The 18,039-nt window shown below is 58.8% G+C and carries 8 protein-coding genes; 5 read left to right on the top strand and 3 right to left on the bottom strand.

The genetic code is table 11. From position 1 onward, the window contains the following. Positions 1-569: 569 nt before the first annotated feature. From pglX (AV929_RS01560) to AV929_RS01540, 5 genes are all read left to right on the top strand, one after another. Positions 570-4,943: a BREX-5 system adenine-specific DNA-methyltransferase PglX gene (gene pglX / locus AV929_RS01560; RefSeq protein WP_064287182.1), complete on the top strand. Its 4,374-nt coding sequence runs from the start codon at positions 570-572 to the stop codon at positions 4,941-4,943. A 9-nt stretch (positions 4,944-4,952) separates the two neighbouring features. After that, positions 4,953-5,384: a hypothetical protein gene (locus tag AV929_RS01555; RefSeq protein WP_050036529.1), complete on the top strand. Its 432-nt coding sequence runs from the start codon at positions 4,953-4,955 to the stop codon at positions 5,382-5,384. A 2-nt stretch (positions 5,385-5,386) separates the two neighbouring features. Next, positions 5,387-7,579, top strand: a complete 2,193-nt coding sequence (gene pglZ, locus AV929_RS01550) for a BREX-5 system phosphatase PglZ (RefSeq protein WP_064287181.1) — start codon at positions 5,387-5,389, stop codon at positions 7,577-7,579. 78 nt (positions 7,580-7,657) lie between these two features. Beyond that, positions 7,658-11,854: a BREX-5 system adenine-specific DNA-methyltransferase PglX gene (gene pglX / locus AV929_RS01545; protein ID WP_064287180.1), complete on the top strand. Its 4,197-nt coding sequence runs from the start codon at positions 7,658-7,660 to the stop codon at positions 11,852-11,854. A gap of 82 nt (positions 11,855-11,936) precedes the next feature. Then, positions 11,937-14,852: a helicase-related protein gene (locus AV929_RS01540; RefSeq protein ID WP_064287179.1), complete on the top strand. Its 2,916-nt coding sequence runs from the start codon at positions 11,937-11,939 to the stop codon at positions 14,850-14,852. Between the two features lie 749 nt (positions 14,853-15,601). On the opposite strand, the gene phnE (AV929_RS01535) is transcribed toward AV929_RS01540, so the two are convergent. Genes phnE (AV929_RS01535) through phnC form a run of 3 tightly spaced genes read right to left on the bottom strand, consistent with a single transcriptional unit; the run spans position 15,602 to position 18,032 of the window. Further along, entirely contained in the window at positions 15,602-16,396 is a 795-nt protein-coding gene (phnE, locus tag AV929_RS01535; protein WP_014030932.1) for a phosphonate ABC transporter, permease protein PhnE, read from the bottom strand. After that, positions 16,396-17,211, bottom strand: a complete 816-nt coding sequence (gene phnE, locus AV929_RS01530) for a phosphonate ABC transporter, permease protein PhnE (protein WP_014030931.1) — start codon at positions 17,209-17,211, stop codon at positions 16,396-16,398. Before phnE (AV929_RS01530) ends, phnE (AV929_RS01535) begins: the two co-directional genes overlap by 1 nt. 5 nt (positions 17,212-17,216) lie before the next feature. After that, positions 17,217-18,032: a phosphonate ABC transporter ATP-binding protein gene (phnC, locus tag AV929_RS01525; protein ID WP_008308314.1), complete on the bottom strand. Its 816-nt coding sequence runs from the start codon at positions 18,030-18,032 to the stop codon at positions 17,217-17,219. Positions 18,033-18,039 lie beyond the last annotated feature (7 nt).

Raw genomic sequence — 18,039 nt, 5'->3', positions numbered from 1 at the left:
ACACCGGCGTTGCAAAACGCCGAACTCATTTATGTTCGATTCGTAATTACGCAACATAACGACGTTATCGCGGTTGAAACGACGTGCTTGTCCGAAATCGCACTCATCGTTTACTGGTGGCTCCAAAGGATTATCATGCGTCTGTGATACTATCTCGACATCATGCTTAGAATCCGCTATTCTCGGCCATTTCCAGAGCTTTCATCAGCACAATAAGGATGAGCGCGATGATCGAGAAGAACCCTGCAAGCTCAAAGAGCGCCATCGGGTTCTCTACGAACCATCAGAAGATTGGTTCGAGAAACTCGATCCCGTAGAAGTCCGCAAGTATCTTCGAGATCACGGCACCGAAGACGGCTATCAACAGTAGATACAGGAAGTACCGAAGCTTCCGAGGGCCGGCGAAGGCATCTACTATACCTCAGCTTCCACATTTTGGCATAAATGCTTCGTGGAGGGTTACCCCCGTCGGCCTATCTCCGAGTGCTAATCCAACCGCCGTCCGAGAGATCGAGGGACAATCTTCAAGACATCGCAATGGCTCTGCTTGAAACATCACGGATTCTCGTATGGACGGACAATCTACCCACCCCCGCAAGGCCCAGCTCGACAAGGAAGAACGCGAGCATCTCGAAGCCGTCGTCACCGAGATGCGCGACCGCGTCGAGGCGAACGTTCGCTACCAGCTCGAAGACGAGTACGGCCTCGACGAGAAGCCGGACACCGTCGGAGCAAGCTCCGGCGAGCCCGCCCCCGCTGACGCTCGCGAGGACGGCGACGCGTCCCTGAGCGAGACGCAGGAAAACCTGGTCGAGGCTATCGAACTCGAAGCCGCCGACGGCCACGATTGGGAGGCCGCTCACGAGCAGTATATCACGGGCGTCGGCTACACTATCGTGAACCGTCTGGCGGCCCTCCGATGTATGGAGGTTCGGGACTTCATCGACGACGAAGTCACGTCGTTCCGCGACGACGGCCTCACGCCGGCCGCGGACCGGTTGGTTACCGAGGAGTTCATGCTGGAGGAGGAGGCCGTCCTCGAAGCCTATCGGAACGAATGCGACGCCCTCGCTGATGAAATAGAGATCCTCTTCGACCGCTCGACCGCCTACAGCCAGATCGACCCCGACGACGACACCTACGAAGACCTCTGCGGAATGCTGGACGAGGTCCCCGACGAGGTCTGGCGGGCCGACGACGTGCTGGGGTGGGTGTACGAGTACTACAACGTCAAACTCCTCGATGACCTGCGTCGGAAGGGCGACCGCGAAGGATTGGAGCCCGAAGACGTGCCGGCGGCGAACCAGTTCTACACGCCCCATTGGGTCGTCCGGATGCTCACCGACAACTCGCTCGGCAAACTCTATCTCGAAGACAACGGAACGCTGCAGGAGACCGTCGAAGCACAGGACGCGCTGACGCCGGACGAGCGCAAGAACCGGCCACTCTCCCCCGACGAATCCCCGGACTTGGCGGATTTCTGTACCTATCTCGTTCCCTCGGAGGAGGAAGGCGAGCCACCGGCGTTCGACGGCCCAGAAGACATTCGCGTCATCGACCCGGCCTGTGGAAGCGGCCACTTCCTCCTGTACGCGTTCGACGTCCTGGAGCGCATCTGGCGAGCAGAGACCGACCTTGACCACGCGGAGATTCCGCGGGAGATTCTGCGGCACAACCTCCATGGTGTCGACCTCGATATGCGGGCCTGCCAACTGGCCGCGTTCAATCTCTATCTGAAAGGGCGGACGCGTGCCGAGGCCGAAGGGGCAACTGGCTTCGATATGCCAGAAGTCGGCATCGTCTGTGCTGACGCGAAGGTGGCCGACATCGAGGGCGTCGAGGAAGTGTTCGACGAGGTCGCTGATGGGAAGGATGATGTTGAAAACGCACTGCGGCGGATTCTCGATGCATTCGAGGAAGTCCACGGCCTCGGAAGCCTGCTGGATGTTCGTGGGACGCTTGGCGAACTGTTTGAAGACGGAATTGATCAAGAGAGCGTCCAGATTACTCTGGAAGATGACCCGACTGAGCATCACACGCTCGGGCAGATTCTCCACAGCCTTCGAGAGGCTGTTGACGAGCACCGGGAGGAAGACTCGTTCTTAGCGCAGGACTTGCGGAGCTTCGTACGCCTGTTGGATGTGTTGGCACAGGACTACGATGTTGCGTTGATGAATCCACCTTATGGTTCAGTTAACCGAATGCCAGATTCAGTCACGAAGTATGTCAATGACAGATACGACTATTTTGCCGAGTTCTATATAAATTTCTTCGAAGTTTGTGATAAAATATCGAAAGAAAATGGCCGAATTGGTATGCTTGTTCCGAGAACATTCATGTTTAAAAACAGGTTCGAGACGTTCAGACACGATTTTGTTGGGAGTCGTGGGAGCTTTGATTTTTTAGCTGAATACGGGATTGGAGTCCTTGACAATGCCACCGTAAGAACGGCAGGCACAGTAGTTCGGTCAGGTGCTGAACAAGAGCAGTCCGGCACGTTCATACGACTCCATGACGTGAGCTCAGAAGCAAAAGAAACGGTCTTCACGAACTCTCTTTCGAACGTTGAAACGGATATTCGACGGTTATATCAGGTTGATCTGAATGAGTTTGATAACATTCCGGGAAAATCCCTTTCGTATTATATTCCAAAAGAAGTGCGGGAGCTACACGAAACAGATTTCAAAATAGATGCCGAGCAAGCAGAGATTGGCAACCAATCAATAGGAAAAGCACGACAGGGACTGACCACAGCAAATGACCAGAGATTCGTCCGAAAACACTGGGAAGTGGCTAATTTTGACAGTTTTAAACCTTTAGCAATGGGTGGAGAAACAACTTGGATTGTCCCACAAGTTTCAGACGTAGTTGAGTGGGGCAACAATGGCGTTCCTGTTAAACGCTCACCCGGCTCATTTCGTACAAGGAATGAAGATTTATATGGCAAGAAGGGGTTGACATGGGCATTTATAAAAGAAAAAGGAAGACGATTCGGAATCTTTCCATCTGGGGGAGTTTATAATAACTCTGGATGTATGTTGATTCCGGAAGAGGGGATGTCAAATCTGAAAATATTAGCTATTGTCAATTCAACACTATACCATAACCTGATATTATCAATAACACCCGAGAGGAACTGGCAAGCTGGTGAAATCGGAGGTCTACCTTGGATTGAAGATTTAGAAGAGATTGAAGAATTAGAGGAGTTATCAAAAAAGCAGTATCAAGTAGCGATCCAACAGAGGCTACACAATCCAATCAGCCCCTACTACACTGGCCCTCAGCTTCTACCGTCTGCGGAATACGAGCCATTTTACTCTCACCCTCATACCGAGAAGATAGAGAGTAATGACGATATCTCGGAAAAGACTCAGTCATCTGACTGCAAGATAGTTAAGAGCGCTAATAGAAACAAAAGGAGGGAACTTGAGTTACGTCACGAATTGGAAAGTCTTTCAGATTCGATAGATAGGCAGATATTCGACTACCTAGATTTCAATCATCGCCTTCGGCATGAATTAAAAGACGAAATCTTCCTCCGAACCTCCGAAGACCCCGAAGACCGCGAAGTCCCCGACCCTGAGTCCGTCCCTGAAGTCCCCGACAACCTCGACGAGCAGGTCAAAGACCTCGTCCACCACTTCGCGATGGAAGCCGTCCGCGAGGAATCTGATGGCATCATCCCACTCGAAGGCGCGGACGAACAGGCGGATATGCTTGACCGTATCGTCGAGCGATTCGAGGACGCATACGGTGAGTACGCCGAAGACCGACTCGTCGAAGTTGACGACATCCTCGGGGCCGAGTCCGCCGCCGACGAGGCCTACCCCAACCTCCGGGCGTTCGTCGAGGACGACCTCTTCGCCTACCACGTCGACACGATGGAGAACACGCCGATCCTCTGGAAGCTCAGTACGGCGCGGCTCCTCGCCGACGCCGAGAGCGAGGGCTTTGCGTGCTTCGTCGACTATCACCAACTCGACGCCAGCCTCTTCGACCGCCTCGGCAACACCTATCTCGAACCACGGAAATCCGCCCTCCGCGACCGGCAAGCGGCGGCGAACCAGCGTCGGAACGACGAGTCGCTCTCTACGAGCGAACGCGCCGACGCGACCGAGGAGTTCGAGTTCTGTTCGAGCGCCCTCGAACAGATCGCAGAATTCGAAGCGGTACTTCAGGAACTCGGATCGACGAGCGAGCGGGACTTCGACGACGACGACCGCGAACGCGTGGACGGACTGGCCCCCAAGGTCGCCGCGTTCCGCGAGGAGACTGCGGCACGCATCGAGACGCTCGAACGACTTCGCGAGGTGAACGGCGAGGAGTGGTTCCAAGACACCTTCTCCGATGGCTTCTGGGACAAGGTCGACGAGTGGCGCGACGAGTGGCTGGACGCCCTCGGAGAACTCGAACACGCCTGCGAGGAGTACGCCAAGCCCAGCGACGAACCCGTCGAAGCCCACCTTGCCGACCTCTTCGACTACTTCAACTGGCGGCTCAAGGGTTCGGACCACTACTCCAGCACGGGCATCCTCTTCATGACGTACTACTTCGAACGCGAAGGGAGCGACCTTCTCGATGAGGACGGTGAGCCATTCGGCACCCTCACCGAAGATGAGGAACTGCTCGCGTCACTCGCGACGGGCATCGACGACGCGTCCGTCCTCGACGAGGAGTACCTCCAACAGATTGCAGCCGAGGAAGATGTCGACGACGTGGACGAACTCCCACCGTTAGCGGAGTTCAAGGCGCTCGCCGCGGAGATCGACGACCGCTGCCAGACTGTGGACAAACAGATTCCCGCGGACTGGTCAGACCGAGCGCTGTCGGAAATCACGACCGCTGGCTATCAGCCCATCCACAAGCACGGCGTCGCGATCAACATCACGCCGCTGGCCGAGCAAGACATCGTCCCCGAAATCGTCGAGGACAAAGTGCTGTAAGTCGGACCCATGAGCAACGAAGTCGAATTCCCGGTCGGGAAAGCGATTCTTGCGATGCTCTGCGGAGCATCGCTGTTCCCGATTAGCTACCCTGTATCGTACTTTTTCGGGTACCTCGGCGTACTGAGTTGGGACTCCGTCGCGATGTGGGGCTTTCTTGGCCCGATGTTCGTCATCGGTGTCCCAGTCGTGCTGTATGATCTCCCTGAGCGGTTTGCGGAGAAGCTGACCGGGTACTGGCTACTCGTGGCTAGCGTCGGGTGGGTGACACTCATCAGTACAATGCAGTTTTTCAATTCAGACGTCCCAGAGTCACGTATGAATGTCTACGCGATGGGCACGACGTTGCTCATTGTTGTTTCGACTCTCTCGATAGCAGCCTACCTTGACTACACCAACGCACCGGTAGACGAGTATCTCGACGGTCTCCGTCCCAACTGATTATGCAAGCAACGCAAACGCTCCCCGAAGCCGCGAAAGACACCATCCGAAACGAATTCGACCGGGCCGAATCAGCGGACCCGATTGTCCTCTGGTGGGACGACGGGAACTACCTCGAAGACGTCATCGAGCAGGCCTGCGACGAACTCGGCGTTCACCTGAAAGTCGCCGAGGAGACGCCGCTGGAACTCCGTGCCAACCCGGTCGACGGCGAACAGGTCTGGTACGTCCCACACGTCAAAGAGCCCGAAGACGCCGAGGGCGACTTCGACTGGTTCCGCGACGTCGAGCACACCGGCGGCGAGGTGGAGATGAGCATCGAAGACCTCACCGTCCACGCCTTCGAGCGCGGGCAACTCGACGCGTGGGAGCTGAAAACCACGACGCGGTCGGACGACCCCGCAAAGCGCCGCGAGATCGCGCGGATTCTCCACGACCAGCTCACCGGCGGCCAGCTCCCGACGCTCGAACAGCTCCGCACGCGGATCGTCACCGGCGGCTACACCGACCCGGTCGCGTTCGTGCTGGAGAACGGCTGGGGCGACATCGACGACAGCCCCGGAACCATCGAGCAGATGCAGGACTTGCTGACCAGCGAGGGCGTCGACGCGGTCGCCAGCGAGGACGAACCCGCGGGGATCGTCGCGGCGACGCGTCGATGGGCCGTCGCCGAGTGGCTGATCCACGCCGGTGTCGACGCCGAACGGTTCCCGACGGAGTGCCGCGCCGAGACGGCCGGCGATCACGACCTCCCCGAACTCAAGTCGCTGTTGAACAACACCACCTCGGCCGGTCTCCTCGCCGACCGCTATCTCGGCGAAGCGACCTGGCCCGACGTCGTCGCGGACGTCGACGACCCGTGGGACCTCGCGGACTGTCTCGTCGACGCCGCGCTCGAACGTCGTCTCTGGGAGGAGTGGCACGCGTCCTTCGACGCCGGCGACTACGAGACGTGTCTCGGGCGCGCCGAGGAGCGGTACGACGCTCTCCTCGGGAGTGAGGACTTCCGGGGCACTTACCGCGGTGCCTACGGCCCGGACAGTCCGTGGACGCAGACGTGGGAGCAGGCCGCGGAGGTCGCCCGCCTCGCACACCAACTCGAGACGTGGGACGAGAGGGCCACCGACGACGTCGTCTCGCTGTACGCTGATCCGGACGACGGAACGTGGCAGATCGACAACGCGATGCTCAGCCTCGTCGTCGCCGGCGCGCCCGAGTCCGACCTCCCTGCCGACCATCCTGCCGTCGATACCCTTGACGACCTCCGCACCCAGCTCCAGTCGGAATACGTCGAGTACCTCGAAGCCCTCGGCGACCGCGTCACCGAAACTGTCGAGGCCGGCGCTCCGTTCGTCGACGAGGACCACTCCTATCAGTTCTTCACGAAGGAGTCCGCCGGCCTCGAAAGCGGCCAGACGGTCGCACTGTTTGTCATCGACGCCCTCCGACTCGACCTCGCGCGCCGGCTCGCGGACGAGTTGCGCGACTACGTGGCGACGCTCCCGGCCGACGCCCCCGAGTTCGCCGTCGACGAAGACGTCTGGCTCGGGACGCTGCCCTCGGAGACCGAGTTCGGGAAGGCCGCACTCACGCCGGGCGAGATCCAGATGTTCGACGTCTCGCTGGTCGACGGCGAGTTACAGCCCCTTCGAAACAACCGAAAGGTGAACACGAACCGGCGGAACTCGCTGTTGGGCGGCGACGGCTGGACGGTCACTCGCGACACCGAGGACGGCTGGCAGTCGACGCGCGTCGCCTACTTCAAAAACGACCTCGACGACATCGGCGAGAAGGAACTCAGCGACCTCGAGGCGATGCTGGCCCGACGCGTCGACTCGCTCGCGGAGTTCATCGGGACGAAGCTCGAACAGGGAGAGTGGGACCAGGCCTACGTGCTGACCGACCACGGGTTCGTCCTGCTCCCGGACAGCGCGTCGCCGGAGAAGATTTCTCGGCCGACGGAGGCGTCAGACTCCGGTCGGCGATGGATTGCTGGCGAGGACGTAGACGCGGATTCACCCGGCGTGTTACTCGACTCCAGCACCCGGCTGGGGTATCTCGACGCCAACGTCAGCGTCCTTGCGAGCCCGCTCAAGCGGTTCAAAAAGCAGGGCCTCGGGGACGCACGGTTCTACCACGGTGGCCTGCTCCCACAGGAGTTCGTGCTCGATTTCATCAGCATCACGCAGGGGTAGCTGTCCTGGTCGAGCCATCGCGATGGGGCAATATTCAAGAGACCACAGTTGTACTGGGAGAATATCACTGACTCTCATATGGATGGGAACGCTCTGGCCCCCCGAAAGGCGCAACTCGACAAGGAAGAGCGCGAACACCTCGAAGCGGTCGTCACCGAGATGCGAGACCGTATCGAGGCGAACGTTCGCTACCAGCTCGAAGCGTCTGATCTGGCAGACCGTCCTGATGACGCGTCCCTGAGCGAGACGCAGGAAACCCTCGTGGAAGCTATCGAACTCGAAGCCGCCGATGGCCACGATTGGGAGGAGGCCCACGAACAGTACATTACGGGCGTCGGCTACACGGTCGTCAATCGGCTGGCCGCGCTTCGCTGCATGGAGGTCCGGGACTTCATCGACGACGAAGTGACGGCCTTCCGCGACGACGGCCTCACGCCGGCCGCTGACCGGTTGGTTACCGAGGAGTTCATGCTGGAAGAGGAGGCCGTCCTCGAAGCCTATCGGAACGCGTGCGACAAACTGGCCGCGGAGATCGAGATCCTCTTCGACCGCTCGACCGCCTACAGTCTGATCGACCCCGACGACGACACCTACGAAGACCTCTGTGGAATGCTGGACGAGGTACCCGACGAGGTCTGGCGAGCCGACGACGTACTGGGGTGGGTCTACGAGTACTACAACCGTCCTGTTGTCGAGGCGCTCGACGCGAAGAACACGCTCGAACCGGAGGACGTGGGGCCGGCGAACCAGTTCTATACACCGCACTGGGTCGTCCGAATGCTCACCGACAACTCCCTCGGCAAACTCTATCTCGAAGCGACTGAGCAGGAAGACGCCGTTCCGAATCCGGACGCTCTCAGCCCCGAAGAGCGCAAGGAACGCTTGGTCACGCCGGAGGACAGCCCGTCGGTTCCCGAACTCTGTACGTACCTTATCCCTGACGAGGAGGCCGGCGATGCACCGGAGTTCGATCATCCGTCGGAACTGCGGGTCATCGACCCGGCCTGTGGGAGCGGCCATTTCCTCCTCTATGCGTTCGACGTACTGGAGCGCATCTGGTGGGCCGAAACCGATCTCGACCGCGCCGAGATTCCGGCGAAGGTGCTGGAGCACAACCTCTACGGCGTCGACATCGACCTGCGCTCGTGTCAGCTCTCGGCGTTCAATCTGTATCTGAAGGCCAGAACACGTACCGAAGCGGAAGACGGCCAGTTCGAGATGCCCAGCGTCGACATCGTCTGTGCGGACGCCCGCGTGGCGGACGTCGAGGAAGGCGCAGAAGTGCTGGACGACATTACCGGCGAGGGAACGGACCTGCGTGCTGCGCTGGGAGAGATCATCGACACGTTCCAGCACACGGAAGCCCTCGGGAGCCTGCTGGACGTGAGCGGGACGCTCGAAGACGTGTTCGAGAGCGGTCAGACGGACCTCTCGGACTGGGGCGACGGAACACACCAGTCGCTGAACTCCTTCTTGAAGGCACTTCGAGAAGCCGTTGGTGAGCGCTCGTCAGATTCGTTCGGCGAACAGAACCTCAAGAGTTTCCTGAATCTGCTGGTAGTGTTAAGCCAATCGTACGACGTGGCGCTTATGAACCCGCCGTATGGTTCGGGGGGACGAATGCCGGACACCGTGCAGGAATACGTCGAAGAGAACGAGAATTACAAATATACGACGGAGTACTACATCAATTTCTTCGAGGCGTGTGATCGGCTGGCCAAAGCCGACGGACGCACGGGGATGCTCGTTCCGTGGTCGTTCATGTTCAACAAGTCCTTCCAGACCTTCCGGGAGGATTTCGTCGGTGGGAGAGGTGCGTTCGACTTCTTCTCAGAGTTCGGGTACGACATCCTCGACAACGCGACCGTCGGCACTGTCGGGACAGTTGTTCGCTCCGAGGCAGACAGCGGGCAGACAGGGACGTTCATCCGCCTCCCGGATGTTGCAAAGGGTGAGAAGGAAGGGGAATTCATCCGCGCGTCTTTCGAGGGGTCTGAAACCGGTGTCAAGCGACTCTATCACCGAGACCTGTCCGAGTTTGCGATGGTTCCCGGCACGCCGCTTTCTTATTGGGTGCCACGAGGCCTGCGAAGCATCTATCAGTCCGATACCGTTCTCGACGCGGATAATGCGGGCTTAGAGGACCGGGAGACGCTTGGAGACATCAAACAGGGTACCGCAACCGCAGACGATTCCCGGTTCGTGCATAAGTTCTGGGAAGACAGGGGCGCTGAATGGGTGCCGTTTGCGAAGGGGGGCGCTGATGCGTGGCTTTTGCCTCGAATAAAGAACACCCTCCTCTGGGGAGAAGACGGGACGGAAGTCGATAGATACCCGAAATCCTACCCCCGCAATACAGACGCCTACTTCAACGAATCATTAACGTACACCGTCGCAAAGCGAAGCGGTCGGAGGTTCGGGTATCTCCACGATTCGTCCGTCTTCGGTCACAAGGGCTCGGTTCTGATTCCGGATCGGGCTATCTGGAACGCTCTCTCGTACACGAATAGCCATCTATTCACGTATCTGATGCTTGCACAGACCTCCGAGCGAATGTGGGAAGTCGGGTTCGTCTCGAAAGTCCCGTGGCGGACAGAACTCGAAGAGATCGACGAACTGGCGACCCTCGCCCGGGAAGCCGTCGGGCACCTCATCTCGAAGCGGCAGTACGACTTCGTGTCGCCGCATTACGATGGGCCTGTCCTGCTCGATGCACTCGGTGTCGATGACCCGCTACCGCAGTACGATCATCCACACCGCGAGCTTCGGGACGAACTTTCGCTCGATAGCCCGACACAAACTGTGTCCACGGCAGACTCGCTCAATCAGGTCGGAACTGCCGCCGCGAAACACTTGGCGCGAGTCGAGCAAACCCTCCAGTCCTGTGCGAACGACATCGACGATGCCGTCTTCGATTGCTTCGACATCACCGACGGGCAGCGCGAGACGATCCTTCAGGAGATCGCGCTCCGAACTATCGAAGATCCACGCGAACAGGAAGTGTATGCTCCAGCGGCCATCTCAGAGCCGTCTAGCGACTTCCCGGAACAGGTCAAAGACCTCCTTCTCCACTTCACGCTCCGAGCGATCAACGACACCGATGACGGCATTATCCCGCTTTCCGAAATCGACGGCACGGACGACCTTCTGACCCACATCGAGGCGGAGTTCGAACGTGTCTGGGGCGAGCACGCGACCGACCGCCTCGCGGAAGCCGACGCGGTACTCGGGAACCGCAACGCGAGCGACGAAGCGTACCCGAACCTTCGGGCGTGGCTCGAAAACGACCTGTTCGAGTACCACGTCGCGGAGTTCGACCGAACGCCGATCCTCTGGCGGCTTTCGACCGAGCGACTCGTTTCCGACGCCACGGGCGAGGGCTTCGGCTGTCTCGTCGATTACCATCAGTTGGACGCGAGCATCTTCGACCGACTGCAGAACCAGTATCTCGAACCGCGGCGGACGCACCTCCGCGAACGCCGGGCGGCGGCAAACAGCCGTCGGAACGACGAATCGCTCTCGACCACTGAGCGAGCCGACGCCGCCGAAGAGTACGACCAGTGTGAGAGCGCCCTCGAACAGCTCAGCGCGTTCGAAGAACGGCTTGGCGACCTTTCGCAGGCCACCCCGCGTGACTGGCCCAGCGTGAATCAGGAACGCGCGGCCGAGGCAGCCGAACGCGTGGCGGAGTTCCGGGAGCGGACAGCATCACGGCTAGACACTCTCGAAACCCTCGCCGACCTGAAGGACGTAGATATGGCAGACCTGTTCAGTCCCTCGTTCTACGAGACGGTACAGGAGAACAAAGACGAGTGGGTCGATGCGCTCGACGACCTACAGACTGCCTTCGAAGCGTACGCCGAAGACGGCTCCGAACCCGTCGAAGCACATCTCTACGACCTCTTCGAGTACTACGACGATCTCGTCGGCTCCTCCCACTACGCGAGCAACGGGATCCTGTTCATGACGTACTACTTCGAACAGTTCGAGGATGCCGAGCAGTCACAGATCGGAGACACCGGCGTCGCCGAGCGGCAGCGACTGCTCGCAGAACTCGCGGCCGACGTTGACGAGTATCGGCAACTGGCCGACGAAATCGCTGCAAACTGCGACGAGGTTGCGACCGATATCTCCGGCGATTGGGAGGAACGGGCGCTCTCAGAAGTCGTGACCGCGGGCTACCAGCCCACCCACAAACACGGCGTCGCGATCAACATCACGCCGCTCGCCGAGCAAGACATCGTCCCGGAAGTGGTGGCGGACAACGTACTCTGAGGCGGTGGGGAACCGATCTCCGTCAGAGGAGGTGGCTGACAAGGTTCAAGAGTCTATGCCGTTTTGGAACACGTAGCACTCGATGACGGATTCTTCATTCTCGTCCGGGCAACGAGTCCTTCTCAACGGAACACCGGCTGAAATCATCAAAACACAGACAGTCGGCGAGATCGAATATTTGAGAGCGTATATCGACGGGGAAGGCGTCAAGACTGTCTGTCTCGACGATGTAGAGATTCAGCCACAGCAGTCCGGAATCGAGGAACTGGCCAACCAGCGAATCGACGACCTTCATCCGGATCACCATGCGGTCGCGGCGCAGTGGTTCGACCTCCGGACGCAGGCGACGAAGCTCAAACTCGCTCACGAACAGGGACAGCTCCTGAGCATCTCGAACTCGCTCGTTCGGCTCGAACCGTATCAGCTTGACGCCGTAAACTGGGTGATGCAGAAGCTCCGGCAGCGGGCACTTATCGGTGACGACGTCGGGCTCGGGAAAACGATAGAGGCGGGCCTCGTCCTCAAGGAACTCGCTGCACGGAATCGCGCTGACCGCGTCCTGTTCGTCGTTCCCGCCCACCTCCAGAAGAAATGGATCCGGGATATGGACCGCTTCTTCGACATCGACCTGACCGTGGCAGACCGCGCGTGGGTGGAAGGTGAGCGCCGACGGCTCGGCGAGGAGGCTAACATCTGGGCCCAAGACCAGCAACGGCTCGTCACCAGCATGGCGTTCCTGCGGCAGGACGAGTTCCGGCCTGCACTCCGGGACGCGTTCTGGGACGTCGTCGTGGTCGACGAGGCCCACAAGGCTGCAAAGCGGGGGGACTCACCGAGCAAGACGGCACGGATGATTGACGCCGTCACGGGGAACTCCGACTCGTTGCTGCTTCTCAGCGCGACGCCACATGACGGGAAGGGCGAGGCGTTCCGCTCGCTCGTGGAGTACATCGATCCGTTCCTCGTCGCCGAAAATCAGGAACTCTCACAGGAAACAGTCGACCGCGTCATGATCCGTCGCGGGAAGACCGACATCTACGACGAGGACGGTGAACGCGTCTTCCCGGACCGCGAGGTCAACTCGGTATCGGTCTCGATGACCCACGACGAACGACAGTTCTACCGGGCTGTCACCGACTACGTGAAAAACGTCTACAACCGCTCGGAGAAGCTGAACGAACCCGCAGTCGGGTTCGCGATGGCGCTCATGCAGAAACGACTGGTGAGCAGCGTCGGCGCGATTCACGCGACGCTCCGACGACGACTCGACGACCTTCTCGACGAAGAGGCAGAAACGGACGGGCTTTCCGAGGAAGCACGAGCCTATCTCGACGGCGAGGATCTAGACGAGGACGACAAGCAACACGCGGAAGACGAGATCGCCGGTCTGACCGTCACCAGTACCGACGAACAACTCCAAGAGGAGATCGATACGCTCCGCGACCTCGTGTCGCTGGCGGAGGATCTACCGGTCGACTCCAAGGCCCAGAAAGTCAGACGGTTCATCTCCCAACTCCTCGAGGAACAGCCGGACGAGAAACTCCTGTTGTTCACGGAGTACCGCGATACGCTGGACTACCTTCTCGAATTCGTGCAGGACGAGCCGTGGGCCGACGAGATTCTGGTGATTCACGGCGACGTTGACAAGGACGAACGGACCCGGATCGAAGACGAGTTCAATCACGGGCAGTCACGACTCCTGTTCGCGACCGATGCAGCGAGTGAGGGGATCGATCTCCAGCACAGCTGTCACATCATGGCTAACTACGAGCTTCCGTGGAACCCGAACCGCCTCGAACAGCGGATCGGACGCATCCATCGCTACGGACAGGAAGAGGAGGTCAAGGTCTGGAACTTCCTCTTCGACGACACCCGCGAGAGCGAAATCTTCGAAATGCTCCAGACCAAGGTCGAGGAGATCCGCTCCCAGCTCGGAAACACAGCGGACGTGCTTGGCATCCTCGACGACATCGACGTGGATTCGCTCATCATGGAGTCCATCGAGAACGACGAACCGCCGAGTGCGACCAAAGCGGAACTCGAGCAGCTGATCGAGGAGCGCCAGCGGACGCTCGAGGAGTGGTACGAGCGGAGTCTCGTCGATACGAGCACGTTCGACGCGGAGAGTCGCCGGCAGATTCAGGAGGTCGTCGACGAGTCAGCGGACGTCTACGGAAGCGAGGGAGACATTCGCGAGTTCTTCGAGCGAGCAGTCGAAGCCTTCGGAGGCGAATTCGAGAAACGCGGTACCAACCTCTATCAAGCCGAGTTGCCTGATGGGATCAATTCGCCCGGCCAAGATGCGACGTTCGGCCCGTTCACGTTCGACCGCGACTTCGCGATGGATCACGAGGACATCACCTACCTCGCTCCGGACACGGACGTCCTGCAACGGCTCATGGCACGCGTGTTGGAGGACGAGCGCGGTGCGGTCGGACTCAAACTGCTGCCGTTCGTCGACACGCCGGGGATCACCTACAACTATCGCGTGGCGTTCGAGGACGGCACTGGCGATGTGATTCGTGAGGAGACCATCCCCGTCTTCGTGGATGCGACGCAAGGGGACGCTCAGCAGGCGCTTGGTGAACGTGTCGTCGAAGGCGACTCGGTAGCAGCAAAGCCCGACGTCGACGACTTGCGAACGGTTCTCGACGCTCAATCCGACTTACGGGCGGCCGCTGACCGGTACGTGAGCGTGCGTGTCAACGAGATCAAGAACCATCTTCAGGAGAAACGTCACAAGGAGACTGCCCAGGAGTTGGAAAATCTCGAGGAGTATGCACAGGCGGAACGAGAACGGATCGAGGCCTTCATCGAGGAGTACGAGCGCAAATCCGACGCCGGCTCGGATATGGACATCGCGATCCGTGGCCAACAGGAGCGACTTGCACAGCTCGAAGAGCGAATCGAGACACGTCGCCGTGAATTAGAGCGCCGAGAACAGATCATCTCACTGGCGCCCGAGGTTGAGAACTACTGTTTGACTCTCCCATTGTGAATCGGTTTCTGAATGAGACTACCTCAGTGTCGTAATTGCGACGGGCTCGCTGACAGTCGGCTGAATAATTTGCCTTCCGAGAGAGCGTTCGTGGCCGCGCAACAATCACAGAACCGATAGACTGCAAGCCGATATCACAACTGTTTTTGTTACCAACTGTGTACCGGTAGGTGGGTTCTGGTCCTCGCTCCATTTCCCCCTTGAATCCGATTCAGATCATCGATTGGCCCGAGTCCAGAACCTGTCGTCGTGGATGACGACTTCGAATGGTGCGTTGCACGCCACTCCCCCCGGCTGCCCACCATTCCGTTGCTGACCTGAGTGAGGGGATAGCAGTCCTCGTGATACGTATCCGGGAGTTCGTCTGCCGTCACTACCACGTCTCTCCAGCAGCGGGGCGGCCACAGACTGGTTCGGGTATATCAGCGTGGCTCTGGTGTAAGACATCGTAAGCTCACGTATACCCATTGGTGCGAGCATCACGGTTAGGCAGGAGATCCACTCCGGTATCCGGGCCGCACCGACGGCCCCGATATCCTACCTTCTTGCGGAATGACTTGTCTCGCGACGCTGTATCCGTCGATCCAGGCACTCGTAAAACGGAGAGTGGGGAAACCAGGTTGGCAGACACTGGCGTTGGCCCCACTATCAATATACAGCCCAAACATATAAGTTTTTTGATAGATAATCTACAATATTATGTGTTTAGTTAGACGGATAATAATAGGCGATACGAGCGGACTGCTCGCCTACATTACTTTCTTGCGCAGATAGGCCGAGATGGCTTCACTGATGAGCACAAGGCCCAGAATCGAGATGAGGATCGTCAGGACTGCTTCCCAGTTGAAGTAATTGATCTCAGTCTGGAGCGGGACGCCGATCCCGCCTGCGCCGACGAACCCGATGATCGTCGACGCTCTGACGTTGATATCCCATCGAAGCGTCGCGACACTGATGAACGCCGGCTTGATCTGTGGAACGATACTGTAGATGAGCACATCAATCGGCGATGCTCCGGCTGCAGTGATCGCTTCGACAGACCCGCGGTCGATCTCCTCGATGGCTTCCGCGATTAGCTTTGCAGTGAACCCGATCGATCTGATCGAGATCGCCAGCACGCCAGCGAGGGCCCCAGGGCCGAAGATAACCACGAAGATCAGTGCCCAGATGATGACGTTGACCGAACGGGTAAACGAGATGATGAACTTCCCCAGCAGGTACGCCGGCTTGTTGGGCGACGTGTTGCTGGCTCCGAGGAACGCAACCGGGATCGCCATCACGATGGCCAGTGCCGTTCCCAGAATCGAGATATTGATCGTCTCGAGCAGCGGCCCGACAATATTCCGGGAGTACCCCACATTGGGGGGATACATCCGGCCGAAGAGGTCGGCCAGCTCACGCGGGGCAGTCACGGCGTAGCCGTAATTCACTTCCATGGCGCGCCAGGCTGCGACGAGGATGACGAGTCCAGCTAGCAGCCCGAAGAACCGGAGTAAGCGCTCACGGCGATCGAACCGGCTCCATGAGTCAGTGCTGTTTGACATTATTGGATCCGCCTCCGAGCGAGAGCGCTGACACCTTCACCAACCATGACGATGGCGACGATGACAGCGATAATTGCCATGCTAAACTGGTAATCGTACTTATCGAAGGAGTTCAGCAGCGTGATACCGATACCGCCCGCTCCGACGATTCCGACGACAGTGCTGTGTCGGAGGTTGATGTCCAGGCGGTAAATCGACAGGCCGACGATCCGGGGCATTACCTGCGGGAGAACGCCGTAGAGATACGTCTGAACGGGTGTCCCGCCGGCAGCAGTGATCGCCTCCATCTGCCCACGATCGATGTCTTCGATCTCCTCTGCGAGAAGTTTCGCGAAGAATCCGATCGTTTTGAACGCGAGGGCAAGGACACCAGCGAGCGGACCGAATCCGACCGCTTTGACCATAATGATCGCAACGATGAGCTCGTGGAGTGAGCGCGTGACTGCAACGATGCTGCGACCGACGTAGTAGACTGGCTTCGGCGAGAGGTTATTGGAAGCCATGACAGCGATCGGCACGCTGACGATAATACCCATTGTCGTGGCGACAATCGTCATCACGATACTCTCGACGATCCCCTGTATGAGGAGTTCCCGCTGCGACGGAGTGTACGCTGGTGGGAGCATACTGGTGACGAGTTCGACACCAGCTCCGATCCCTCGCACGAACCGGCTGGGAGAAATCCGAAGGTTCCAGAAGCTATACGCGAAGAACAACAAGATAAGCCCGTAGATGAGATACTTGACTTTCTTGTTGTAGAAGACTGTGGGCCGCTCCCAAGATCCTTCAACGGCCGATCCAGATTCAGCAGCCATATTGATTAGTCACCTCGTTCAGCAATGACGTCGTCAGATCCGGTGCTGCTACCAGCACTCGGCTCTTCGCGGTCCGCAATGGATTCACCACCGCGGTAGATTTCGTCTCTGGCTGCCTGATCCAGATCGTCAGGTGGGCCGTTAAAGACGATCTCACCGTCACTGAGTCCGATGATCCGGTCCGCGTAGTCGACCGCCAGATCGACTTCGTGGATGTTGATGATGATCGGGATATCGTCTTCGTGAGCGATGTCCGTCAAGAGGCTCATAACCTCCCGGGAGGTATCGGGGTCCAGCGCACTCGTCGGTTCGTCAGCGAGCAGAATTTTCGGCCGCTGAATGACGGCACGGGCGATACCGACGCGCTGTCGCTGGCCACCGGAGAGTTCATCTGCACGGTTGTTCTCGACGCCCTCTAGGTTCACCCGACTGAGGATTTCCCGTGCGCGCTTGATATCCTCTGGTGGGAAGTTCCGACGGAACGCGTTCCACGTACTGAGATAGCCAAGGCGGCCGGAGAGTATGTTCTCCATCACCGTGAGGCGCTCGACGAGATTGAACTCCTGAAATATCATGCCCATATCGCGACGGACATCGCGAAGGGCTGATTTGTCCAGGCCGGTCACCTCTGTATCATCGAGCGAGACACGCCCGCCAGTTGGCTCGGTCAGCCTGTTGATACTACGAACGAGCGTGCTTTTTCCGGCCCCGCTTGGCCCGATGATCGCAACGATCTCGTTACCACTGACTTCGAATGAGACACCTTTGAGTGCTTTATCACCGGAGTCGTACGTTTTTTCCAGATTATCTACAGTGAGCATTATTCGG

The organism is Haloarcula sp. K1, from assembly GCF_001647155.1.
GTDB classification, from domain to species: domain Archaea; phylum Halobacteriota; class Halobacteria; order Halobacteriales; family Haloarculaceae; genus Haloarcula; species Haloarcula hispanica.
This window is presented reverse-complemented; position numbering and strand designations above follow the sequence as displayed.

Excerpts from the sequence above, each read along its gene's own strand:
- pglX (WP_064287182.1), top strand. The coding sequence starts at position 570 with ATGGACGGACAATCTACCCACCCCCGCAAGGCCCAGCTCGACAAGGAA.
- AV929_RS01555 (WP_050036529.1), top strand. The coding sequence starts at position 4,953 with ATGAGCAACGAAGTCGAATTCCCGGTCGGGAAAGCGATTCTTGCGATG.
- pglZ (WP_064287181.1), top strand. The coding sequence starts at position 5,387 with ATGCAAGCAACGCAAACGCTCCCCGAAGCCGCGAAAGACACCATCCGA.
- pglX (WP_064287180.1), top strand. The coding sequence starts at position 7,658 with ATGGATGGGAACGCTCTGGCCCCCCGAAAGGCGCAACTCGACAAGGAA.
- AV929_RS01540 (WP_064287179.1), top strand. The coding sequence starts at position 11,937 with ATGACGGATTCTTCATTCTCGTCCGGGCAACGAGTCCTTCTCAACGGA.
- phnE (WP_014030932.1), bottom strand. The coding sequence starts at position 16,396 with ATGTCAAACAGCACTGACTCATGGAGCCGGTTCGATCGCCGTGAGCGC.
- phnE (WP_014030931.1), bottom strand. The coding sequence starts at position 17,211 with ATGGCTGCTGAATCTGGATCGGCCGTTGAAGGATCTTGGGAGCGGCCC.
- phnC (WP_008308314.1), bottom strand. The coding sequence starts at position 18,032 with ATGCTCACTGTAGATAATCTGGAAAAAACGTACGACTCCGGTGATAAA.